Annotated in this window: 25 protein-coding genes and 1 tRNA gene; 18 read left to right on the plus strand and 8 right to left on the minus strand. The window is 60.7% G+C overall.

The features are described from left to right. Positions 1–23 precede the first annotated feature (23 nt). The 6 genes from speE to CAG41_RS15905 all read left to right on the plus strand — a co-directional run bounded on the left by speE (position 24) and on the right by CAG41_RS15905 (position 5,551). On the plus strand, positions 24–899 hold the full coding sequence (gene speE / locus CAG41_RS15880) for a polyamine aminopropyltransferase (protein ID WP_085577644.1): 876 nt from the start codon (positions 24–26) through the stop codon (positions 897–899). Positions 900–1,124: 225 nt separating this feature from the next. Continuing rightward, positions 1,125–1,358 carry a hypothetical protein gene (locus CAG41_RS15885; RefSeq protein ID WP_085577643.1) on the plus strand — a complete coding sequence of 78 codons (234 nt, stop codon included), beginning with the start codon at positions 1,125–1,127 and terminating at the stop codon, positions 1,356–1,358. A gap of 196 nt (positions 1,359–1,554) precedes the next feature. Beyond that, the gene (locus tag CAG41_RS15890) at positions 1,555–1,902 is read left to right on the plus strand and encodes a ribonuclease E inhibitor RraB (RefSeq protein WP_085577642.1); all 348 of its coding nucleotides are present in this window, start codon (positions 1,555–1,557) and stop codon (positions 1,900–1,902) included. A 476-nt stretch (positions 1,903–2,378) separates the two neighbouring features. Then, positions 2,379–3,788 (plus strand): circularly permuted type 2 ATP-grasp protein, encoded by a 1,410-nt coding sequence (locus CAG41_RS15895; protein WP_085577641.1) that lies wholly within the window; start codon positions 2,379–2,381, stop codon positions 3,786–3,788. 12 nt (positions 3,789–3,800) lie between these two features. Beyond that, the gene (locus CAG41_RS15900; protein ID WP_085577640.1) at positions 3,801–4,751 is read left to right on the plus strand and encodes an alpha-E domain-containing protein; all 951 of its coding nucleotides are present in this window, start codon (positions 3,801–3,803) and stop codon (positions 4,749–4,751) included. After that, complete coding sequence (locus CAG41_RS15905) at positions 4,748–5,551, plus strand: transglutaminase family protein (RefSeq protein WP_085707176.1); 804 nt, start codon at positions 4,748–4,750, stop codon at positions 5,549–5,551. Before CAG41_RS15900 ends, CAG41_RS15905 begins: the two co-directional genes overlap by 4 nt. Before the next feature lie 108 nt (positions 5,552–5,659). Here CAG41_RS15905 and CAG41_RS15910 read toward each other — a convergent pair whose 3' ends face one another. Beyond that, positions 5,660–6,481: a cytochrome c gene (locus CAG41_RS15910; RefSeq protein WP_085694570.1), complete on the minus strand. Its 822-nt coding sequence runs from the start codon at positions 6,479–6,481 to the stop codon at positions 5,660–5,662. 95 nt (positions 6,482–6,576) lie between these two features. Continuing rightward, positions 6,577–6,720, minus strand: coding sequence for a hypothetical protein (locus tag CAG41_RS28610; RefSeq protein WP_170929964.1), 144 nt, complete (start codon positions 6,718–6,720; stop codon positions 6,577–6,579). A 341-nt stretch (positions 6,721–7,061) separates the two neighbouring features. Between CAG41_RS28610 and CAG41_RS15915 the strand changes: the two genes are divergently transcribed. From CAG41_RS15915 to CAG41_RS15925, 3 genes are all read left to right on the plus strand, one after another. Next, positions 7,062–8,267, plus strand: a complete 1,206-nt coding sequence (locus CAG41_RS15915; RefSeq protein ID WP_085577637.1) for an acetyl-CoA C-acetyltransferase — start codon at positions 7,062–7,064, stop codon at positions 8,265–8,267. A 27-nt stretch (positions 8,268–8,294) separates the two neighbouring features. After that, positions 8,295–10,439 carry a 3-hydroxyacyl-CoA dehydrogenase NAD-binding domain-containing protein gene (locus CAG41_RS15920; RefSeq protein ID WP_085707177.1) on the plus strand — a complete coding sequence of 715 codons (2,145 nt, stop codon included), beginning with the start codon at positions 8,295–8,297 and terminating at the stop codon, positions 10,437–10,439. A 106-nt stretch (positions 10,440–10,545) separates the two neighbouring features. Beyond that, positions 10,546–11,268, plus strand: a complete 723-nt coding sequence (locus tag CAG41_RS15925) for an amidotransferase (protein WP_085577635.1) — start codon at positions 10,546–10,548, stop codon at positions 11,266–11,268. 65 nt (positions 11,269–11,333) lie between these two features. Here CAG41_RS15925 and CAG41_RS15930 read toward each other — a convergent pair whose 3' ends face one another. From CAG41_RS15930 to CAG41_RS15940, 3 genes are all read right to left on the minus strand, one after another. Further along, positions 11,334–12,305: a magnesium and cobalt transport protein CorA gene (locus tag CAG41_RS15930; RefSeq protein ID WP_085577634.1), complete on the minus strand. Its 972-nt coding sequence runs from the start codon at positions 12,303–12,305 to the stop codon at positions 11,334–11,336. 132 nt (positions 12,306–12,437) lie between these two features. Further along, positions 12,438–13,160, minus strand: a complete 723-nt coding sequence (locus CAG41_RS15935; RefSeq protein ID WP_085577633.1) for a 1-acylglycerol-3-phosphate O-acyltransferase — start codon at positions 13,158–13,160, stop codon at positions 12,438–12,440. Positions 13,161–13,385: 225 nt separating this feature from the next. Beyond that, positions 13,386–14,075 (minus strand): crotonase/enoyl-CoA hydratase family protein, encoded by a 690-nt coding sequence (locus CAG41_RS15940; RefSeq protein WP_085577632.1) that lies wholly within the window; start codon positions 14,073–14,075, stop codon positions 13,386–13,388. A 65-nt stretch (positions 14,076–14,140) separates the two neighbouring features. On the opposite strand from CAG41_RS15940, the gene CAG41_RS28340 reads away from it, so the two are divergent. The 9 genes from CAG41_RS28340 (at position 14,141) to CAG41_RS28615 (ending at position 19,199) form a co-directional block, all read left to right on the plus strand. After that, the gene (locus CAG41_RS28340; RefSeq protein WP_139831322.1) at positions 14,141–14,365 is read left to right on the plus strand and encodes a hypothetical protein; all 225 of its coding nucleotides are present in this window, start codon (positions 14,141–14,143) and stop codon (positions 14,363–14,365) included. A gap of 8 nt (positions 14,366–14,373) precedes the next feature. Continuing rightward, positions 14,374–14,463: transfer RNA gene (locus CAG41_RS15945), tRNA-Ser, on the plus strand. A 281-nt stretch (positions 14,464–14,744) separates the two neighbouring features. Next, positions 14,745–16,160: a hypothetical protein gene (locus tag CAG41_RS15950; protein WP_139831321.1), complete on the plus strand. Its 1,416-nt coding sequence runs from the start codon at positions 14,745–14,747 to the stop codon at positions 16,158–16,160. Positions 16,161–16,208: 48 nt separating this feature from the next. Beyond that, the gene (gene cysC, locus CAG41_RS15955) at positions 16,209–16,835 is read left to right on the plus strand and encodes an adenylyl-sulfate kinase (protein WP_085577630.1); all 627 of its coding nucleotides are present in this window, start codon (positions 16,209–16,211) and stop codon (positions 16,833–16,835) included. A 117-nt stretch (positions 16,836–16,952) separates the two neighbouring features. Further along, positions 16,953–17,273, plus strand: a complete 321-nt coding sequence (locus CAG41_RS15960) for a YbjQ family protein (RefSeq protein WP_085577629.1) — start codon at positions 16,953–16,955, stop codon at positions 17,271–17,273. 189 nt (positions 17,274–17,462) lie between these two features. Further along, on the plus strand, positions 17,463–17,651 hold the full coding sequence (locus CAG41_RS15965) for a hypothetical protein (RefSeq protein ID WP_085577628.1): 189 nt from the start codon (positions 17,463–17,465) through the stop codon (positions 17,649–17,651). A gap of 323 nt (positions 17,652–17,974) precedes the next feature. Next, complete coding sequence (locus CAG41_RS15970; protein ID WP_085577627.1) at positions 17,975–18,340, plus strand: glycine zipper domain-containing protein; 366 nt, start codon at positions 17,975–17,977, stop codon at positions 18,338–18,340. 145 nt (positions 18,341–18,485) lie between these two features. Beyond that, positions 18,486–18,902, plus strand: a complete 417-nt coding sequence (locus CAG41_RS15975; RefSeq protein WP_085577626.1) for a glycine zipper domain-containing protein — start codon at positions 18,486–18,488, stop codon at positions 18,900–18,902. Between the two features lie 126 nt (positions 18,903–19,028). Beyond that, entirely contained in the window at positions 19,029–19,199 is a 171-nt protein-coding gene (locus tag CAG41_RS28615) for a hypothetical protein (RefSeq protein WP_170929970.1), read from the plus strand. Between the two features lie 75 nt (positions 19,200–19,274). Here CAG41_RS28615 and CAG41_RS15980 read toward each other — a convergent pair whose 3' ends face one another. The 3 genes from CAG41_RS15980 to CAG41_RS15990 all read right to left on the minus strand — a co-directional run bounded on the left by CAG41_RS15980 (position 19,275) and on the right by CAG41_RS15990 (position 20,865). Continuing rightward, positions 19,275–19,592, minus strand: a complete 318-nt coding sequence (locus tag CAG41_RS15980; RefSeq protein ID WP_085631322.1) for a contact-dependent growth inhibition system immunity protein — start codon at positions 19,590–19,592, stop codon at positions 19,275–19,277. Between the two features lie 95 nt (positions 19,593–19,687). After that, positions 19,688–19,978, minus strand: coding sequence for a contact-dependent growth inhibition system immunity protein (locus CAG41_RS29180; RefSeq protein WP_368665195.1), 291 nt, complete (start codon positions 19,976–19,978; stop codon positions 19,688–19,690). Between the two features lie 491 nt (positions 19,979–20,469). Continuing rightward, a complete protein-coding gene (locus CAG41_RS15990; protein ID WP_085707179.1) occupies positions 20,470–20,865 on the minus strand; it encodes a hypothetical protein in 396 nt (131 codons plus the stop codon). Positions 20,866–21,167: the final 302 nt, after the last annotated feature.

Here is a 21,167-nt window from a genome sequence, read left to right on the forward strand (position 1 = left end):
CAGCATTCACCGGAGCACGTCCCATGAGCACCACCAAGACCAGCGAGTACCTGGAAACCCTCTACGAAGGCTACGGCCAGCGTTTTCGCATGGAAAAAATGCTGCACGAAGTGCGCACCGAACATCAGCACCTGGTGATCTTCCAGAACCCGCGCATGGGCCGGGTGATGGCGCTGGACGGCGTGATCCAGACCACCGAGGCGGATGAGTTCATCTACCACGAGATGCTCACCCACGTGCCGATCCTCGCCCACGGCACCGCCAAGCGCGTGCTGATCATCGGCGGCGGCGACGGCGGCATGCTGCGCGAAGTGACCAAGCACGCCAGCGTCGAGCACATCACCATGGTCGAGATCGACGGCACCGTGGTTGACATGTGCAAGGAATTTTTGCCGAACCACTCCAAGGGCGCCTACGATGACCCGCGCCTGAACCTGGTGATCGACGACGGCATGCGTTTCGTCGCCACCACCACCGAGAAGTTCGACGTGATCATTTCCGACTCCACCGACCCGATCGGCCCGGGCGAGGTGCTGTTCTCGGAAAACTTCTACCAGGCCTGCCACCGTTGCCTGAACGAGGGCGGCATCCTCGTGACCCAGAACGGCACGCCGTTCATGCAGATCGACGAAGTGAAGACCACCGCCGGCCGCCTGCGCAGCCTGTTCCCGGACTGGCACTTCTATCAGGCGGCCGTGCCGACCTACATCGGCGGCTCGATGACCTTCGCCTGGGGTTCGACCGACCCGGCCTACCGCAAGCTGAGCCGCGAGACCCTGCAGCAGCGCTTCATCGGCAGCGGCATCGTCACCCGCTACTACAACCCGGAAATCCACATCGGCGCCTTCGCCCTGCCGCAATACGTGCTGCAGGCGGTGAACAAGCCGGCCAACGACTGAGCCTGTGCGCAAGCGGCGGGCCGCACCGCCGCTTGCGCATGCCAGACCGCCCTCCGAACCTGTAGGAGCCAGCCTGCTGGCGATGGCGCCCGCCAAGGCGCCGCCTACCGGCCCCCGCATGAAAGGTTTTTCATCTGCGTCGGCGACAATCCTCGGGAACGATCAAATCGGCTAAAAGTCGAGATAGGTGTAGGCCCATTTGCGGGCTTGACCGAGGAGGCTCCGATGTCAAAGTGGAAAGTCACTTTCGTGGATGATCATGGCGAAACCGTCGACGAAGTCTTCGAGTGCGAGGAGTGCCCGAGCCACGAGCACGCCGCCCGTCTCATCAAGGAACGATTCCTTCCCGTGGCCGCCGAGCTGGATCTGAACGATCTGGAGGGGCGCACCGCCGATGCCGGCGTCAAGAGCCTCAAGGCTCAGCACAGCATCGAAATCCGCAGCATCACCCTAGTCTGAATCTTTCTGACAGCTGACCGCCAGGCCTTGGCAGCGGGTCTGTCATGGGGCTAATCTGCAGGCGAGATCAGCGAACGGATCGCTAAGGTCTGGTCTTGTCAGCTCCATGCTTGTTTCCCGTGGGCAACCCGGTTGCCGCAACGCTTGAGTGCAGGGAATACGGAAAGTCTATCCATCTGTCAGAGGGGGACGTTTCATGAGCACAGCCTATCAAGAAGACATCAGCAGCAACGTGCTGCGCCGCATGAAAGAAGGCGGTTTCGATTTCTCCAGGATCCATCCCATCGAGTTCTACGCCATTTTCCCGAACGAGGAGCGGGCGCGCAGGGCGGCAGGTCATTTTCGCGGTGAATCCTTCAATGCCCAGGTCAGCGTGCGCGACGACGGCGCGTGGTACCTGGAACTGAGCAAGGTCATGCACGCGACCTACGGTGGCATCGGCGATTTCGAGCAGCGTTTCTCCGCCGTGGTGGAGCCGTTGGGCGGCGTCATCGAAGGCTGGGGTGTGAAGCACGAGCTGCGCAACCGGCGGCGCCTGCACTGATCTTTCGCAACAGCGTCGGGCAACGGCTGACCTTCGGGTCGGCCGTTGTCGTTTCCGGGGCCCGGAAACGCCGTGGCAAAACCCTGAAACAAGAATCCGAGGCAAAAAAAAGCCACCGTCGAAGGTGGCTCAAAGGGAAGACCGGAAGGAGAGGGAACCGGTCAGGGTTACGGCTGGGCGGGCTGCGGTCGCGGCCATCGATCGGTTGGGCTGCACACTTGGCGGGGGAACTCGTGCAGCGGATGCGCGGATTATCCGCAGCCGCTGCCGGGCAGTGAAATCAACTCTGACTATGCTGGTGATAGGCGACGGCGTTGCGTCGCCATGGAGCGGGGGCGATCGGGTAGGGGCGTTTGTCGCACAGCAATGGTGCGGTGTTCGCGGCGCGATTATCCAACCGATTGAAATCAAAGCGTTTCTGCCGATGGCACGGGCCTTGCGAAGGTTCGGATGTCCGGAGCGACAAGGAGTACGGCATGAACCGCACCAGTTTTGACGAGATGTACGATGCCGGCGGCCAGGTCCGCCCGCATTACCGGGAATTCGCCCGCTGGCTGGCCGAGACGCCCGACGAACTGCTGGCCCAGCGGCGACGCGAGGCCGATCTGCTGTTCCACCGTGCCGGCATCACCTTCACCCTCTACGGGGACGAGCAGGGCACCGAGCGCCTGATCCCCTTCGACACCATTCCGCGCAGCATCCCCGCCAGCGAATGGCGGACCGTCGAGCGCGGCTGCATCCAGCGGGTCAAGGCGCTGAACCTGTTCCTCGCCGACCTCTACCACGGCCAGCGCATCATCAAGGCCGGGATCATTCCCGCCGAGCAGGTGCTGGCCAACGAACAGTACCAGTTGGCGATGCAGGGGCTGGATCTGCACCGCGACATCTATTCGCACATCTCCGGCGTCGACCTGGTGCGCGACGGCGACGGCACCTACTACGTGCTGGAGGACAACCTGCGCACCCCCAGCGGCGTGAGCTACATGCTCGAAGACCGCAAGATGATGATGCGCCTGTTCCCCGAACTGTTCGCCGCGCAGCGCATCGCCCCCATCGACCATTACCCGAACCTGCTGCTCGACACGCTCAAGAGCTCCAGCCCCCTGGACGACCCGAGCGTAGTGGTACTGACGCCGGGGCGGTTCAACAGCGCGTTTTTCGAGCATGCGTTCCTCGCCCGGGAAATGGGCGTCGAGCTGGTGGAGGGCGCGGATCTTTTCGTGCGCGACGACAAGGTCTACATGCGCACCACCGACGGCCCGAAGGCCGTGGACGTGATCTACCGCCGTCTCGACGACGCCTTCCTCGACCCGCTGGCGTTCCGCCCGGACTCGATGCTGGGCGTGCCGGGGCTGCTGTCGTCGTACCGCTCCGGCAACGTGGTGCTCGCCAATGCGATCGGCACCGGCGTGGCCGACGACAAGTCGGTGTATCCGTACGTCACTGAAATGATCCGCTTCTACCTCGACGAGGAGCCGATCCTCAAGAACGTGCCGACGTGGCAATGCCGCAATCCGTCGGAACTGTCCCACGTGCTGGCCCATCTGCCGGATCTGGTGGTCAAGGAGACCCAGGGCTCCGGCGGCTACGGCATGCTGGTGGGGCCGGCGGCGACGGGCGCGGAGATCGACGCGTTCCGCGAGCGGATCAAGGCCAGGCCGCATGCATACATCGCGCAGCCGACGCTGTCGCTGTCGACTTGTCCGACCTTTGTCGAGAACGGCATCGCGCCGCGCCACATCGACCTGCGCCCGTTCGTGCTGTCCGGCCGGGAAACCCGGGTGGTGCCCGGTGGCCTGACCCGTGTCGCCTTGCGTGAAGGCTCCCTGGTGGTGAATTCCTCCCAGGGCGGCGGCACCAAGGACACCTGGGTGGTCGAGGATTGAAGGAAACCTGCCATGTTAAGTAGAACTGCCTCGGATCTGTACTGGATGTCGCGTTACCTGGAGCGTGCGGAAAACCTCGCGCGGATGCTCGACGTCAGCTATTCGCTGTCGCTGATGCCGCAGGACGGCCGCGGCGACGGCCTGCACGAACTCGCCATGCCGCTGATGATCACCGGCACCCTGGACGACTACCTGGAGCGCCACGGCGAGCTGCACGCCGAGCGGCTGCTGCACTTCTTCGCCCTCGATGCGGCCAACCCGGCCAGCATCTACAGCTGCCTCGGCGCGGCCCGGGCCAGCGCCCATGCGGTGCGCGGGCGGATCACCGCCGACATGTGGGAAAACATCAACGCCACGTGGCTTGAGATCCGCGGGATCGCCGACCAGGGCCTGAGCCGCTACGGCATGAGCCGGTTCTGCGAATGGATCAAGGAGCGCTCGCACCTGTTCCGCGGCGCCTCCTACGGCACCATCATGCGCAACGACGCGTTCCGCTTCATCCGCCTGGGCACGTTCATCGAACGGGCGGACAACACCCTGCGCCTGCTCGACGCCCGCTACGAGATGGCCGGCGACCAGGCCGAAGCGGTCAGCGACGGCACCGCGCACGCCTATTACCAGTGGAGCGCGCTGCTGCGGGCCTTGTCGTCGTTCGAGGCCTACACCGAAATCTACCGCGATGCGCCCGGCGCCCGGCATGTCGCCGAGCTTTTGCTGTTGCGCGCCGACGTGCCGCGTTCGCTGCGGGCCTGCACCGAGGAGATCGACCAGATCCTCGCCCAGTTGCCGGGGGCCAACGGCCGGCCTGCGCAACGGCTGGCGGCGGAAATGGACGCGCGCCTGCGCTACACCGGCATCCACGAAATCCTCGAGGAGGGCCTGCACGCCTGGCTCACCGAATTCATCCCGCTGGTGCGCCAGTTGGGCAACGCCATTCACAGTTCCTACCTGGAGGCCGCATGAGACTTTCCGTCAGCCACGAGACCACCTATCACTACGACGATCAGGTGCGGGCGAGCATTCAGTACCTGCGCCTGACCCCGCACGACAGCGAGCGCCAGCAAGTGCTGAACTGGCAACTGAACCTGCCGCGCCCGGTGCGCGCGCAGCTCGACCCGTTCGGCAACATCCTGCATGTGCTGACCCTCGACGAACCCCACGAAGCGATCGTCATCGGCGCCCGGGGGGTAGTGGACATCGACGAACGGCGCGAGGCGGAACACGAGAGCCAGTCGGCGCTGCCGTTCCTGCGCTTCACCCGCCTGACCGAGGCCGACGAAGCGTTGCGCGCATTCGCCGGCCAAGCCTGCAAGCAGCGCCGCGACCGCACCGCGCTGATCGACCTGATGCACGGCCTGAACCAGCACATGGCCTACCTGCCGGGCTCGACCGAAGTCGACACCTGCGCCGCCGAGGCGTTCGCGGCACGGACCGGCGTCTGTCAGGACCACACCCACGCGTTTCTCGCCTGCGCGCGCAGCCTGGGGGTGCCGGCGCGTTATGTGTCGGGTTACCTGTACAGCGAGGACTGCGAGCACCTGGCCAGCCACGCCTGGGCCGAGGCCTGGCTGGATGACGCCTGGTACAGCTTCGACGTGACCAACCGGCTGGCCCGTCCGGAGCGTCACCTGAAGCTGGCGGTGGGCCTGGACTACCTCGACGCCTGCCCGGTGCGCGGCATGCGCCGGGGCGGCGGGCACGAACAGATGCACGCCAAGGTGGTGGTGGCGCCGACGCCGGTGATCTCCGTCCAGCAACAGTGATGAGGCCCCTGTAGGAGCGAGCCTGCTCGCGAAGGCGGATCGGCCACCTTTGCAGTGGCTGACGGATCGCTTCGCGAGCAGGCTCGCTCCTACAGGGATGGTGTGGTCTCAGGGCTTAACTTTGCGTCCGGCCATGTGCTTGAGGTAGCCCACCAGGTTCTGCAGCTCCGCGTCCGGCAGCACCTGGGCGGAGAAACCCGGCATCTTCGCCTGCGGCCATTGGCGCAGGCTCTGCGGGTCGCGAATGTAGCGCTTGAGGAAGTCCGCACCGAAGTACTCGGTCGGGTTGTACGGAATGTTCAGGTCCGGCCCGAACTGCGCATCCCCGGCACCGTTAAGGCGGTGGCAGGCCAGGCAGTTCTTCTGGAACAGCGCGAAGCCCTTGTTCACCGGGTCATCGGCCTTCAGCGCGGGATCCGGCAGCAGGGCGGGGAAGCGCTCGGCCACCGGCGCCATGCGCTTGATGCTGGCGACTTCGAACGGCCACTGCTCGGGGCTGATGTGGCCGGCCTCGGGGTCGGTCCAAACCAGATAGAACGGCCCGGCGCTGGGCTTGCCTTCCGACAGTGGCGGCCACGGCTGCGCCGGATCCTCGATGGCCAGCCAGGCCCGTGCGCCTTGGGTCTGGAGCAACGGCGCGGCGGCCAGTTCCGCGGCGAAGCCGTCCAGCGCCACCGCTTGCAGGTGGTCGCCCGGCTGGATGCCCGTCAACAGAGCAGCCACCGGCACGGCGCGGTAGGTCATGTCGCGCTTGTAGGAAACATCGTTCTTGATCGTGAGGGTCTGCACCTGAGGATGCTTGAGCAGTTCCTCGGTCTGCCAGGTGCGGCCGTTCGCGCCCAGCTCCAGGTTCAGCTGTGCGGCGTAGAGGGGTGTGCTCAGCAGCAGGGCCCCGAACAGTGTGAGCGCTTTCAAATGATCGCCGTCCATGTCGTGGAAGTGCGCAAAGAGTGGCACAGCCACGCTGGCCCGGATAGCGGGCCAGTCACAGGATAAGTGGCGATGAGCGAAACCTGCCGCTTGAGTCAGCCGAGCACCTTGGTCAGGTTGGGCAGAATCAACAACAGCGTCGTGGCAAAAAGAATGAGCCCCGCTTGACGAACTTTCGGTTGTTTGAACATGGCTTGACCGCCTTTTTTGTTATTTCCTGAGGCTTGCCTGATCTCCATGACGGCAAGCGTTGCACTTCCTGTAACGAACGGGTGCCTCGGCAAAACCCGACGACAACGACGTACTTGTTCACATTAGGGCCCGCGTCACGCTTGGCTTAGATCCATTTCGTATGGAATTGCTGCCAGTCGCGATAAAAACGGCATGAGGCCCATTGCCAGCTTCTTTGCCGCCCTTTTGCTAGACAGCTCGGTGGCCTGAACCGGTTAACCTGGCCGGGGATGACCGTCCGTCTGAGCGTGCGCGTCAACGCCATTGAGCGCTGCGGTCATTGAATCCGGGGCGGCGCGAGCCAACAGTGAGCGCACGAAATTCACTCACCGCACAGGTTCGAGACGTCATGACCCAAGCTTTGATTTTCGACGCGTTACGCACGCCCCGCGGCAAGGGCAAGGCCGATGGATCGCTGCACAGCGTCAAGCCGGTGAACCTGGTGGCCGGGCTGCTCACCGCACTGCAGCAGCGCACGGCGCTGGACACCAGCCAGGTCGATGACGTGGTGCTCGGTTGCGTCACGCCCATCGGCGATCAAGGCTCGGACATCGCCAAGACCGCCGTGCAGGTGGCCGACTGGGACATCAGTGTGGCGGGCGTGCAGATCAACCGCTTCTGCGCCTCGGGCCTGGAGGCGGTGAACCTCGGGGCCATGAAGGTGCGCTCGGGGTTCGAAGAGTTGGTGGTGGTCGGCGGCGTCGAATCCATGTCGCGGGTGCCGATGGGCAGCGACGGCGGTGCCTGGGCACTGGATCCGCAGACCAACCTGCACAGCCATTTCACGCCGCAGGGCGTGGGCGCCGACCTGATCGCCACCCTTGAGGGGTTCAGCCGCCAGGACGTCGACGCCTACGCTTTGCATTCGCAGCAAAAGGCCGCGCGGGCGCGGGCCGACGGATCGTTCAGCAAATCCCTGGTGCCGGTGCAGGACCAGAACGGCATCGTCCTGCTGGATCACGATGAATTCATCCGCGCCGAGTCCACCCTCGAAGGCCTGGGCAAGCTCAAGCCGAGCTTCGAAATGATCGGCCAGATGGGCTTCGACGCGACGGCGCTGCGGGTCTACAGCCATGTCGAGCGGATCAACCATGTGCACACGCCGGGCAACAGCTCCGGCATCGTCGATGGCGCGGCGCTGATGCTGATCGGCTCCGAAGCCCGCGGCAAGGCGCTGGGCCTCACGCCCCGGGCGCGGATCGTCGCCACGGCGGTCACCAGCACCGACCCGACCATCATGCTCACCGGCCCCGCGCCGGCCACCCGCAAGGCGCTGGCCAAGGCCGGGCTGCGGGTCGAGGACATCGACCTGTTCGAAGTCAACGAAGCCTTCGCTTCCGTGGTGCTGAAGTTCATCAAGGACATGGCCGTCGACCCGGACAAGGTCAACGTCAACGGCGGCTCCATCGCCATGGGCCATCCGTTGGGCGCCACCGGCTGCGCGATCCTCGGCACCCTGCTCGATGAACTGGAAGCCCGGCGCCTGCGCTATGGCCTGGCGACGCTGTGCGTCGGCGGCGGCATGGGCATCGCCACCATCATCGAACGCCTCTGAGCCCGGACTTCAAGGAATCCACCCCCCATGAACCAAGCCATCCGTTACGAACTGGGCCAGGACAACATCGTCACCCTGACCATCGACATGCCGGGCCAGAGCGCCAACACCATGAACGCGGTGTACCGCGAGGCCATGGCCGATTGCGTCGCCCGCCTGGCGGCGGAAAAGGACACGATCGCCGGCGTCATCGTCACCTCCGCCAAGAAGACCTTCTTCGCCGGCGGCGACCTCAACGAGCTGATCAAAGTCGGCAAGCCCGAAGCCCGGGCCTTCTACGACATGGTGCTGACCCTCAAGGGCCAGTTGCGCACCCTGGAGACCCTCGGCAAACCGGTGGTCGCCGCCATCAACGGCGCGGCGCTGGGGGGCGGCTGGGAAATCTGCCTGGCCTGCCATCACCGGGTGGCGCTGGACGACGCGTCGGTGCAGCTCGGTCTGCCCGAAGTGACCTTGGGCCTGTTGCCGGGCGGCGGCGGGGTGGTGCGCATGGTGCGCATGCTCGGCCTGGAAAAGGCGCTGCCATATCTGCTTGAAGGCAAGAAAGTCCGCCCGCAGCAAGCCTTGCAGGCCGGCCTGGTCGACGAACTGGCGGCCGACCGCGACGAACTGCTGGCCAAGTCCCGGGCCTGGATCCTGGCCAACCCGAACGCGGTGCAGCGTTGGGACGTGAAGGGCTACCAGATCCCCGGCGGCACGCCGTCGAACCCGAAGGTCGCGCAGATGCTGGCCATCGCCCCGTCGATCCTGCGCGCGAAAACCCAAGGCACCTTGCCTGCCCCGGAGAAGATCCTCTGCGCGGCGGTGGAAGGCGCGCAGGTGGATTTCGACACGGCGCACCTGATCGAGACCCGCTACTTCACCGAACTGACCACCGGCCAGGTCGCGAAGAACCTGATCGGCACGTTCTGGTTCCAGCTCAACGAAATCAATGCCGGCGGCTCGCGGCCGCAGGGTCATGCGCCTTACGTGACACGCCGGGTGGGCGTGCTCGGGGCCGGGATGATGGGGGCGGGGATCGCCTACGTCAGCGCGGCGGCTGGCATCGAGGTGGTGCTCAAGGACGTGAACCTGGCCGCCGCCGAGAAGGGCAAGGCCCATTCGGCGGCGTTGCTGGACAAGAAAGTCGCCCGTGGCCACATGAGCGCCGAGCAGCGCGATACGGTGCTGGCGCGGATCCGTCCCACCGAAAGCGATGCTGACCTTGCCGGCTGCGACCTGATCATCGAGGCGGTGTTCGAGGATCGGGAGCTCAAGGCCAAGGTATCGGCGGCCGCGCAACAGGTGGTCGGCGCCGACGCGGTGATCGCGTCCAACACCTCGACCCTGCCGATCACCGGCCTGGCGACGGCGGTGCCGGATCCGGGCAAGTTCATCGGGCTGCATTTCTTCAGCCCTGTGGACAAGATGCCGCTGGTGGAGATCATCAAGGGCGCGCAAACCCGCGACGAGACCCTGGCCCGTGGTTTCGACTTCGTCCTGCAGATCAAGAAGACCCCGATTGTCGTCAACGACAGCCGTGGCTTCTTCACCTCGCGGGTGTTCGGCACGTTCACCAACGAAGGCATCGCCATGCTCGGCGAAGGCGTCAGCGCGCCGATGATCGAGACCGAAGCGCGCAAGGCCGGGATGCCGGTGGGGCCGCTGGCGATCTCCGACGAAGTTTCCCTCAGCCTGATGAGCCATATCCGTCTGCAAACGGCCAAAGACCTGCAAGCGGAAGGGAAACCGCTGATTGAGCACCCGGCGTTCGCCGTGATTGACTTGCTGCTCAACGAATTCAAGCGGCCGGGCAAGGCCGCGGGAGGCGGTTTCTATGACTATCCGGCCGGCGGCCAGAAACACCTCTGGCCCGAGCTCAAGACCCGTTTCGAAAGGCCAGACGGGCAGATTCCGCCGAAGGACGTACGTGATCGCCTGCTGTTCGTGCAGGCCCTGGAAACCGTCCGTTGCGTGGAGGAGGGCGTGTTGATGTCCACGGCCGACGCCAACGTCGGCTCGGTCTTCGGCATCGGTTTCGCGGCGTGGACGGGCGGTGCCTTGCAGTTCATCAACCAGTACGGCGTGCAGGACTTCGTCGCCCGCGCGCAATACCTGGCCGAACAGTACGGCGAGCGTTTCGCGCCACCGGCCCTGCTGCTCGAAAAGGCGGCGAAGGGGGAACTGTTCTGACGGTGTCCTGACGGGGATCGGGCGCATTTCGGGGCTTGCCTTGCCGGGTGGTTTCAAGGCAGGCTCTGGGGTGTGCATTATTCCCATCACGTGTCAGGAATTTTTTATGTCGCTACGCATCTGCATTCTGGAAACCGACATCCTGCGTCCGGAACTGGTCGATCAGTATCAGGGTTACGGGCAGATGTTCCAGCGCCTGTTCTCGCAGCAGCCGATCGCCGCTGAGTTCACCGTCTACAACGTGATGCAGGGCGATTATCCGAGCGATGACCTGACCTTCGATGCTTACCTGGTCACCGGCAGCAAAGCCGATTCGTTCGGCACCGACCCGTGGATCCAGACCCTCAAGCAATACCTGCTGACCCGCTACGAGCGCGGCGACAAGCTGCTGGGCGTGTGCTTCGGCCATCAGTTGCTGGCGCTGCTGCTGGGCGGCAAGAGCGAGCGCGCCACCCAAGGCTGGGGCGTCGGCATCCACAACTACAAGATGGCCGCCAAGGCCCCGTGGATGAACCCGGTGCGTGAAGAGCTGACGCTTTTGATCAGCCACCAGGACCAGGTCACTGCACTGCCGGAGAACGCCACGGTGATCGCCTCCAGCGATTTCTGCCCGTTCGCGGCGTACCACATCAACGATCAGGTGCTGTGCTTCCAGGGCCATCCGGAATTCATTCACGACTATTCGCGTGCGCTGCTGGACCTGCGCCAGGAAGCCCTGGGCGAACAGGTCTACAGCAAAGGCGTGGCCAGCCTTGAGCATCAGCACCATGGCACCACGGTGGCGGAGTGGATGATGCGTTTCGTGGCACACAAACCGGCAACCGCCTGACCCGCGCCTGTAGCGAGGGAGTTTGCGTCCACCGGGCCGCGAAGCGGCCCCAGCCCTGGGTTCCCCTACAGCCACCCCGACTTCTTGAAGCTCGCCCACAGCCCCACGCAGCCCACGGTGATGAACCCCAGCACGCCGAAATAGCCGTAGTGCCAACTCAGCTCAGGCATGTTCTGGAAGTTCATCCCGTAGATCCCGGCCACCGCCGTGGGGAACGCCAGGATCGCCGCCCACGCGGCGAACTTGCGCTGCACCACGCTCTGGCGTGACGCCTCCAGCAACACACCGATCTCGATGGTCTGGCTGGCGATGTCCGCCAGGGTCGTCAGATCCTCCATCTGCCGCGTCACGTGGATCTGCACATCCCGGAAGTAGGGGCGCATGTTCTTGTCGATGAACGGGAAGCTCAGCTTCTGCAGTTCCTCGCCGATCTCCACCATGGGCGCCGCATAACGCCGCAGGCGCAGGACGTCCCGGCGCAGGCCGTGAAGCTTCTGGATGTCATGTTCGTTCAAGGCGCTGCACAGCACGTTGCGCTCCAGCTCGTCGATTTCGGCATGGATCGCTTCGCCCACCGGCTGATAGTTCTCGATCACGAAATCCAGGATTGCATACAGTACGAAATCTTCCCCGTGCTCAAGCAGCAGCGGACGCGCCTCACAACGTTGGCGGACGTGGGCGTAGGACGCCGAGTGGCCGTTGCGGGCGGTGATGATGTAGCCCTTGCCGGCGAAGATATGGGTTTCGATGAATTGCAGGATGCCGTGCTGGCGCACCGGCGAGTAGGTGACGATGAACAGCGCGTCGCCGAAGGTTTCCAGCTTCGGCCGGCTGTGCTTTTCCAGGGCGTCTTCGATGGCCAGTTCGTGCAGGTTGAACTGGCGTTGCAGGTTGGCCAGCTCCTGGGCGTTCGGCTCTTCCAGGCCGATCCAAACGAAGTGCCCGGTTTTCGCGGCCCAGGCCGCGCCTTCGTCGAGGGTGATGTTGGTGACTTTCTTACCGGCACTGTAAACCGCAGCAGCGACAACTCGACCCATGGTGGTGATTCACTTCTTCTTGGCAGATGACAGGGGTTTCAGGCTTCAGCTTAGCCGTGTGGCTGCTTCAGAGTGCGTGCAATCTGCATCGTTCACCGGCAAAAGAAAACCCGCACGGGGCGGGTTTCATCTTCAGGCGGCCTGCAGCTGCCGATCCATGGCATCGATGCATTCGCGCATCTGCTCCTGGCACTGGGCCATGAGCCGAGGCATGTCGTCCATCGTCAGTCCTGCTGTAGGAATCGCCGGCAACGAACGGATGAGCACGTTGCCGCTGCGCCAGCGGTTCAGGCGCATATGGTTGATGTAGTTGCTGACGCACACCGGAACGATCGGCACGCCGGCGGCGATCGCCATCTGGAACGCGCCTTTCTTGAACGGCAGCAGTTCCTTGCCCAGGTTGCGGGTGCCTTCCGGAAACACCCAGATCGAGGTGTCCTCATGCTGCAGGGTATGGGTGGTGGTCAGCATCGACTTGCGCGCCTTGTGTGCGTTCCCACGGTCGATCAACACGTTGCCGGCCAGCCAGAACAGCTGGCCGAACAGCGGCACCCACTTCAGGCTCTTCTTGCCGATGCACACGGTGCGGTAAGGCACCACGTTGCCGAACACGAACAGGTCGTAGTTGGACTGATGGTTGGCGATGATCACGCAACTGGCAGGCTTGTTCATCAACCCGCTGACCTCGGCCTTGATTTTCAGCCGCAGGATGCACATGGCCGGCAGCGCATAGAGGCGGGCACACAGACGGCTGTTGTCCGGATTGAACGGACGGCACAGGCCGAGGATCACACCCAGCACACCGGCAAGAATAAAGTGCAGCCCCATCAACAACATACGTAACGCAAACAGCATTTTCACGCCCACCGGGACAAAAAGGTGGCGCAGTGTACGGATGTGCACTGTTTTCGGCAATTGCCGCTCAAGTGTCCGGAGATGGGCGATGTTTAAGCGCATGTTTCCGACTCGGTGGTCAGATGCGACCTAGAGCGTTGTCGGAGGATTCAAATGCCCGCGTAAGAAAAAGCCCGACACGACGGCCGGGCTCTCGGTTTGCTGCGCGATGGCAGGGGCAGGGGGTTATCCCAGATGCTCCTGATCCTGAATGATCGCGTTGTCCAGGGTTTCCAGCAGGGCCTTGCGCACCTTGAGCTTGGTGTTCTTGTGCGCGGTCATGTTGATCTTCTTCAACTGACGTGCAGCGGCGAGGGCGGCGCCCTGCAGTTCTTCGGCCGACACCACCTTATCCAGGAAGCCGGCGTCCACGGCGGATTGCGGATCGAACATCTCACCGTTGATCACCGAACGGTGGAAAGCCGAGCGGCGCAGGCGGTCACGGGCCAGCTCGATGCCGGCGTGGTGCATGGTCATGCCGATCTGCACTTCGTTCAAACCGATGCTGAACGGGCCGTCGACGCCGATGCGGTAGTCGGCGGACAACAGAATGAACGCCCCTTTGGCGACCGCATGGCCCGGGCAGGCCACGATCACCGGGAACGGGTGCGACAGCAGGCGACGGGCCAGGGTCGAACCGGCGGTCACCAGCGACACCGCCTCTTTAGGGCCGGCCGTCATTACCTTGAGGTCATAGCCGCCCGACAGGATGCCCGGCTGACCGGTGATGATCACCACGGCGCGATCGGTCACGGCCCGGTCCAGCGCTGCGTTGAACGCGGCGATCACGTCCGGGGAAATGGCATTGACCTTGCCGTTGCTCAGGGTCAGGGTCGCGATGCCGTCTTCGAGGTGATAGGCAACCAGGTCGCTCATGACGCTATTCCTTATAAGAAAGTTGAGGCAGACGTTACCCAGCGATGCAGGTCAGGTAAAGCACTGTGACTGACCCGCCGGTCACCGCATTCCGTTTGCCGATCCCTATGGAAGGCATTCCCGGTGCCGAAGATGGCCTGGCGCCGACCGGAGAATGGCCGGTTTGCCATGGGCCGGAACCCGCAGAAAAGGGTAAATGCCTTAACCGCATGAAAATTCTGAAAAAAACCTTTGCCATCGGAAAAGCTTTCGACTACATTAGCGCGCCTCGACAGACGCAACGCGAATGACGAGATACGGTGAAGTGTCCGAGTGGCTTAAGGAGCACGCCTGGAAAGTGTGTATACAGGAAACTGTATCGAGAGTTCGAATCTCTCCTTCACCGCCAAATTCGATGTAGACAAAACCCCTGGTTTCGAAAGGAACCAGGGGTTTTTGCGTTTAGGCGCCTCAATATGCATCCCGGCGCATTTGTATCGAAACCGTGACGCAATGGGCACGCTCAATCGTCGAGATCGATTGATTAATTGAATTGGGTAGTTAAACTTGCCGACCGGTGGCTCTGCACGTGACAAGGATGTATCGGAGTCGAGTTGAGTAGTCACGCTGAGGTCCGATGCGTTGGAATCTTTATTTGCAGTTGTCGCTACAACGGGATACTTGCTTCTGGTGGATCTGCACACCAGAAAAGTCACTCCGATCGAGAACGAACGCCCTGAATACTATGGTGTGTCATGGTTTCCGGGCGGCAAGGATCTCGTGTTGTCCCACTCGGGGCTGGATAATCTCACGCTGACCGACATTCAGGGGTATGCGAACTCCGAAGTCGGCTATCTTTCCCACGGCGCCCACTCCACCCAGCCGTTCCTGTCACAACCCCACCAGATTCTTTGCGCTTCCGATGGCCGGGTCGTCTGCACCAATACCGGCAGGAACGCCATCTCGGTCATCGACCTGAACAAGCCCGGGCACTTCCAGGAGAAGCGACTGACCAGCGTCCGTTGGGATCGGTTGTCGCTCAAGGAAATCACTGGCGATCACCTCAATTCCGTCTTCGAAAAAGACGGACGTCTCTATGTGATTGCCCACGGGCACCATAACGGTTCGGTGCTGGCCGTTCTGACCTATCCCGAACTGGAAGTGGTCAGCCTTGATCCCGTGGAGCAGCGAACGGGGCTGCACAACATATGGGTGTCGGACGAAGGCCAGAAGATCGCCTGCCACAGTTCCATCGGCTCCTTGGTCGATCTGGATTCCAATGAGGTCATCTGGCAGGCGGGCAGCCCGATCTACGCCCGGGGGCTGGCGGTGTCTTCCGATGTGATGCTCGTGGGCGAAAGCCAGATGACGGGGCGCGAATCGCGCCGCAGTTCCATGAGCGGCCTATGGGTGCTGGAGCGCAGCACGCTCAAACCGCTGGACTACCTCTCCCTGGGGCCCTACGGCGCGGTCAACGAAGTCAGGTTGCTGAACGTCAAAGACTTCGCGCACCACGGTCACGTCTTTTCGTCGGTCTCCGAACTGCTCGAAAAAGACCTGTACACCCGCCATTCGCAAGAGCGCCTGGACAGTTTCCATCGTCACCGCAAGATTCAGGATGCCTGGAAGGATTGGGAACTTGTGTTCGGTGCTCCGAACGCTCTCGAGTCGGGCGAAAGAGAGGCGAAGCCCGGTCAGTTGTGCTTGCTGAAACAACGTGAGGTCGCAGACGCTGCCGAACGTCGGATGTCCTTCAGTTATTCGATGGATCAGTCTTCTTCGGATGCGCATGTGGCGGTGGTCACCTATAAGGGCACCGGTGACGACACCGATATGAACGCTCTGCTGATTCAGCCTTCGAGCGCCACCGAAGCGCGTCTGGTGCTGTGGACCCAAGATGGAACGCAATGGGCGCCGGAGCCGGACATCGCGGTGCCGGGGCTTCCGCTCAGCGGAGACCTGAACGTGGTGGCCAATGCCCGTGGACTTGAGATTTACCTGAACACGAAACTGCTGCTCAGCATCGAGGCGGACAGACTGCCTTACCTGAGCGGTTCCCTGGGCGTGCGCTGGATCGGTTCGACCATCAGTCGTTCCGCTGAGTGAGGCTATCTTGTAGACGGGCTCAGACTCTTCTCGAGATGAGGAAACGGTATGAATAGAACAACAACGGATGCCATCGAAAATCTAGTGCTGCATCCGACCCGTGTGACACCGGCCGATCGTGAGCGACTTTTCTCGCAGCGACCGCTGACCCTTTGGTTCACGGGCTTGAGTGGTGCAGGCAAGTCGACATTGGCCTTTGCCCTGGAAAAACTGTTGGTCGACAGCGGCAGGCCGGCGTTTGTGCTGGATGGCGACAACGTCCGCCATGGATTGTGCAAGGGGTTGGGCTTTTCCACCGAGGATCGGTCGGAAAACATTCGTCGCATCGCAGAAGTGGCGCGTTTGATGAACGAGGCAGGATTGATCGCCATCGTTGCCTGCATTTCTCCCTGCCGGCTGCAGAGGGAACAGGCCCGAGAGATCATCGGCAACGAGCGATTCCTGGAAATCTATCTGAATACCCCGTTGAGCGTCTGCGAAGGCCTCGACCCGAAGGGGCTGTACCGTAAGGCCAGGGCAGGGCTGATCCCTGACTTCACAGGCGTCAGCGCGACCTATGAAGCGCCTGAGGCGCCGGCGTTGATGCTGGATGCCAGCGAGAAGTCCATTTCCGTGTGCCTGAGCGAGATCCTGGACAAGGTCGAAGGCTGGGGCGCTATGTCTTCCCCTCGCTGAGGGCGACAGGCCGTGAGTGATGGGCGACCCTGGGTCGCCCATTTTTTTGCCTGTTTCCATTGTGATGGCGCGCTCGCCTACAATCACCGCTTTCGTACTGACGCAAGGATCGCCTACATGATCATCACGACCACTCAAACGATCGAGGGGCGGCAAGTCGTGACCTATCTCGATATCGTCAGCGCCGAATCGGTGCAGGGCGTCAACGTGATCCGGGACATGTTCGCAGGCATGCGCGATTTTTTTGGCGGACGCTCGCAGACACTGGAGAGGGCCTTGAAAGAAGCGCGGATCCAGGCGACGGATGAAATCAAGGAAAGGGCGCGCGCGTTGCAGGCCGATGCGGTGATCGGACTGGACTTCGAAATCAGCATGCCGGCCGGCAAGGGCGGGATGGTCGTGGTGTTCGCCACCGGAACCGCGGTGAAATTGCGCTGATTCCAGGTGCGGTGATTTTTCTCAGGGGGCGCCCAGGCGCTGTTTAACCGGTGTAGGCCATTCGTCGGCTCCAGGCAATCTGAACCACGAGTCCAGTAATGACCGGCTAGTCTCAAAAGCCTTGGGGTCGTTATTTTTCAGGCAAAAGGCTTGCCGGTATCGACCCCGTTTTTGATAAGGGGCGATGAGATGACTGATCCGTATATCGAAGACGATGGTGCCGAGTTTCCGTTCAACAATTGCGTGCGTTGCGGCCAGACCGAGTATCAGGCTGGCTTTGGCGAAGATCCGGTGCAGACCGGCAAGATCAAGTCGATTGCACCCAAGGGGCCGAAAACGAAGTTTTTGCCCAAGGTGACGACACGTTCCAGGAAGTAAACCGCCGTAGCGAAACCCCGTCGATGAGCGGGGTTTTTTGACTGAGGTTGATTGTTTAAATGTCCTACAGGGTATGGCGATACGCCTGACAGTTTTCACAAACTTTTCACAGCTGCCGACGTAGGGTGAAGCCATCCGTTAGAAAGCAAGTCTCCAGCCCGTCTCCCCAGCGGGCTTTTTTTTGTCCGGCGTAAAACCTTTTCCAGAATGGTTGTCCAATCGGCGCGAAGTCCGCCTTGTCGTCGGATTTTGTCTGGACTTTAACGCCGCGTCGGCATTCAATCTCCGCCCTTTCGTCATCCCTAATTGTTGAGGTTTTCGTCATGCGTTTAACACTGCCTGCTCTGGTTCTGGGGCTTCTGGTCGCTCAAGGTGCAATGGCCGGCGACGGCACCGCCGCACTGGGTGGCGGCCTGGGTGGCGCGCTGGGTAATGTGGTCGGCCAGAAAATGGGCGGCAGCACAGGTGCCGCGATCGGCGCCGGCGTTGCGGGCGCTGCCGGCAGCGCCATGGCGGCAGGCAAGGGCAGCCGCACCAAGGCGGCCATCGGCGGCGGCATCGGCGCCGCTGGCGGTTCAGTGATCGGCAACAGCCTCGGCGGCAAGAACGGCGCGACCATCGGCGCCGGCCTCGGCGGTGCCGCCGGTGGCGCAGTGGGCAGCAACCTGTCCAAGCACAAGCGTCACTGATCGCGACTGCAGATCAAAAGGCCCGGCTCGATGCCGGGCTTTTTTGTGCCTGAACGTTTTGCCCGAACATGCCTCCAACGTCATACGGCCCGTCATTCGATCACTATCGGGCGAACCGTCCCGTTTCGGGAACTGTGAGGTGTGTATGCGCTTGACATTATCCGCACTGGTTTTGGGGTTGTTGGTGGCTCAGGGCGCCATGGCGGCGGGCGACGGCTCGGCAGCGGTGGGGGGCGGTCTGGGCGGTGTGCTGGGCAACGTGGTCGGCGGCCAGCTCGGCGGCAGCACCGGAGCGGCGGTAGGTGCCGGCGTCGGTGGAGCAGCCGGTAGCGCTGTCGGTGCACGCAAAGGCAATCGTACCGAAGCGGCCATCGGCGGCGGCTTGGGCTCGGCCGGCGGTTCGGTGATCGGCAACAGCCTCGGAGGCTCGACCGGATCCGCCATCGGCGCCGGCCTGGGCGGCGCAGCAGGTGGCGCCGTGGGCAGCAGCCTGGGTGACGACGGCGGCAAATCCCACTCAGGCGGTGGCCATAAGCACAAACACAAAAACCGGCACCGGTGACCCTGTGCCGCGTCAGCGAAAACCCGGCGAGATGCCGGGTTTTTTGCTTCTGCAGGGCCGCGGGAGGAACATGGGGTTGCAGAGGCCTTCGAATTTCATGCGTGACTGAACAGGGTGAGGTGTGCCGTGGATACCGACCGAGATGACCGTGAAGGGCAGGAGCCTGAGGAACTGCCGCTCATCAATGACCCGGGGAATGAGGATCCGGGGTCATTGATGGATGATGTGTTGGTGCCGCTTTGGGAGGAGGATGATGCGGTGGATGTTGACTATGACGAGTATGAAGATGATCAGTGAAAGTTATTTTTGTAATGCAAGTTTTGGGAGGTGCTTTAGGGCATTTTAATGAAAGCCATTAAAGCACTGTGTTTTTTATGGTTGGCGGTTTATTTTATTGTAGATGTTGAGTTTTTTTTCTAGGTGATTTAGCCAATCTTTACCGGATTCCCATTCGTTCCAGTAGCAGTAGTAGCAACTTAGTTCTCTTAATAGGTAGTTTCTAAGGGATTTTTCATCGTCGTCCCACTCTAGGAGGCTCTGCAAATCACCTATTACCAGAGCTATCGTTTCGTTGTTGGAGTCTGCTATGAACGCATCTATGACCTTTTCCGCGGTATCGTGCTCCTCTAGCCAGTCTTGGTGGAAGTATGCACCAAAAAAATCGTATAGCTCAGAGAACTTTATGCTCATGGCTTGATGGTTCCTGAAACTTGCTCAAGATGTGCTCCAGCCAACCCTTAGCTGAAGGCCATGCATAGGGATAGTAGTAAGCGCATCCTGTATGGTTAAACAAAAAAATCTTCCAGTTCCCCTTCGATTCTAAAAAGGCGAAGGATTGTCAGTAACTCTTTACTAACTTTCTGCTTAGTTTCTTTGGTTGAGTGTTTGAGAAACTGTTGGATCGCTTCGTCCTCGGTTTTGTGATCATGCTTCCAATCTTCATGAAAGTATCCTCCAAGTAGTTGAAGGAGAGCAGGGAATTTTGTCTTCATTAAGTTGGATGTTCTGTAGGTGTTTGGAGGGGCGTTTTTATGTAAGTTGAAATTGGAGTGGGTCAAGAGTGAAAGTGTTTCCATAAGCTAGAATGGGGTCTGTCTGGATGGGTGTGTTTTGATAATGGAATAGCGTGGTTCAGTGTTTGTTAATAGGTTTGTAGGAGTTGGTTTTTGGGGTCGTGTCCAAGAGAGATGAGCCAATTCTTGTAGTGCTCTTGTTGCTCTGATAGGTTGCGACAAATGTTTTTGTCATCGAAGTCGAATATGTTCACAGTGTCCTCAAAGGTTGCCACTGTTCCAAATGTTAACTCATACGCGATAACCCCTCCGCTCATTTGAGAACTCATTCGCGACGGAAAGACGTTAAGTTTTGCTCCTTTGCACAGAAACTCAATGTCAGGATGATCGCGTCGAGCTTCCGCTAAGCATAGAAAAAGATCGTCTCCAACGTACTTTTTTCTAGATCCATTGCTTCTAATGAAAGTGAGAGATTCTCTTCGACATATTTTGAATATGGCTTTCTCAGTGATGCCTGCAACTTTTAAAGCTATGTTGATTTTTTGCATGGTGTTTTATGGTTGTTCATTAGTTAGCCACTTGTAGTAAAACTCGCGCTGCACTATGGGTTCGTTTGTGAGGTCTTTATCTTCGTAATCAAATATGAAAACTAGATTGTCCAAGCTTGGCTCTTTACCTAATGACAGTTCATATGCGTTTAAGCCAAGAGACATCTGTGAGGACATGCTTGATGGGTGGACATTGATTTTTGAACCTTTGCAAAGGAACTGAATATGTTTGTTGTCGCTGCGTAGTTTCCCAAAGCATTTGTAGAAATCGCTGCCTTTATAGGTTTTTTCTTTTTGTTGTTTTTGTTTTAATGTTATCGAGATGTTTTCATCGTTGCAGATTAATTCGGCGCTTTGCTTTTTGTTGTCTGAGATGATGGTGATTTCTGTTCTGCTGATCATTTGTTTATTTTTTTTTGAGAGGGTGTTGATGTCAAGCAAATAAGTTTATTGTCACGCCTTTCGCTAAGGTGGATCTCTAAAGCCTATTACCAAGTGGTGCGATCCTCTGCAGCCGCTTTCTCTAAATCTGATGCCCAAACAATTTGGGCAAGGTTGTAAATTTCCTGAAAAAAGCGCGAGCTGACTCTAGTCCATACCATTCTTCGCGTGGCCAGGAGGCAGCTTCATCTTCATTAATTTCAAAGACTGTTCTGAAGTTGTAATCCTTAATGTCAAGTTTTTTCCGTAGGTTGTGAATTAGC

The sequence above is a fragment of the Pseudomonas sp. B35(2017) genome, from assembly GCF_002113645.1.
Lineage (GTDB): Bacteria > Pseudomonadota > Gammaproteobacteria > Pseudomonadales > Pseudomonadaceae > Aquipseudomonas > Aquipseudomonas ekonensis.

Excerpts from the sequence above, each read along its gene's own strand:
- speE (WP_085577644.1), top strand. The coding sequence starts at position 24 with ATGAGCACCACCAAGACCAGCGAGTACCTGGAAACCCTCTACGAAGGC.
- CAG41_RS15885 (WP_085577643.1), top strand. The coding sequence starts at position 1,125 with ATGTCAAAGTGGAAAGTCACTTTCGTGGATGATCATGGCGAAACCGTC.
- CAG41_RS15890 (WP_085577642.1), top strand. The coding sequence starts at position 1,555 with ATGAGCACAGCCTATCAAGAAGACATCAGCAGCAACGTGCTGCGCCGC.
- CAG41_RS15895 (WP_085577641.1), top strand. The coding sequence starts at position 2,379 with ATGAACCGCACCAGTTTTGACGAGATGTACGATGCCGGCGGCCAGGTC.
- CAG41_RS15900 (WP_085577640.1), top strand. The coding sequence starts at position 3,801 with ATGTTAAGTAGAACTGCCTCGGATCTGTACTGGATGTCGCGTTACCTG.
- CAG41_RS15905 (WP_085707176.1), top strand. The coding sequence starts at position 4,748 with ATGAGACTTTCCGTCAGCCACGAGACCACCTATCACTACGACGATCAG.
- CAG41_RS15910 (WP_085694570.1), bottom strand. The coding sequence starts at position 6,481 with ATGGACGGCGATCATTTGAAAGCGCTCACACTGTTCGGGGCCCTGCTG.
- CAG41_RS28610 (WP_170929964.1), bottom strand. The coding sequence starts at position 6,720 with ATGGAGATCAGGCAAGCCTCAGGAAATAACAAAAAAGGCGGTCAAGCC.
- CAG41_RS15915 (WP_085577637.1), top strand. The coding sequence starts at position 7,062 with ATGACCCAAGCTTTGATTTTCGACGCGTTACGCACGCCCCGCGGCAAG.
- CAG41_RS15920 (WP_085707177.1), top strand. The coding sequence starts at position 8,295 with ATGAACCAAGCCATCCGTTACGAACTGGGCCAGGACAACATCGTCACC.
- CAG41_RS15925 (WP_085577635.1), top strand. The coding sequence starts at position 10,546 with ATGTCGCTACGCATCTGCATTCTGGAAACCGACATCCTGCGTCCGGAA.
- CAG41_RS15930 (WP_085577634.1), bottom strand. The coding sequence starts at position 12,305 with ATGGGTCGAGTTGTCGCTGCTGCGGTTTACAGTGCCGGTAAGAAAGTC.
- CAG41_RS15935 (WP_085577633.1), bottom strand. The coding sequence starts at position 13,160 with ATGCTGTTTGCGTTACGTATGTTGTTGATGGGGCTGCACTTTATTCTT.
- CAG41_RS15940 (WP_085577632.1), bottom strand. The coding sequence starts at position 14,075 with ATGAGCGACCTGGTTGCCTATCACCTCGAAGACGGCATCGCGACCCTG.
- cysC (WP_085577630.1), top strand. The coding sequence starts at position 16,209 with ATGAATAGAACAACAACGGATGCCATCGAAAATCTAGTGCTGCATCCG.
- CAG41_RS15960 (WP_085577629.1), top strand. The coding sequence starts at position 16,953 with ATGATCATCACGACCACTCAAACGATCGAGGGGCGGCAAGTCGTGACC.
- CAG41_RS15965 (WP_085577628.1), top strand. The coding sequence starts at position 17,463 with ATGACTGATCCGTATATCGAAGACGATGGTGCCGAGTTTCCGTTCAAC.
- CAG41_RS15970 (WP_085577627.1), top strand. The coding sequence starts at position 17,975 with ATGCGTTTAACACTGCCTGCTCTGGTTCTGGGGCTTCTGGTCGCTCAA.
- CAG41_RS15975 (WP_085577626.1), top strand. The coding sequence starts at position 18,486 with ATGCGCTTGACATTATCCGCACTGGTTTTGGGGTTGTTGGTGGCTCAG.
- CAG41_RS15980 (WP_085631322.1), bottom strand. The coding sequence starts at position 19,592 with ATGAGCATAAAGTTCTCTGAGCTATACGATTTTTTTGGTGCATACTTC.
- CAG41_RS29180 (WP_368665195.1), bottom strand. The coding sequence starts at position 19,978 with ATGGAAACACTTTCACTCTTGACCCACTCCAATTTCAACTTACATAAA.
- CAG41_RS15990 (WP_085707179.1), bottom strand. The coding sequence starts at position 20,865 with ATGATCAGCAGAACAGAAATCACCATCATCTCAGACAACAAAAAGCAA.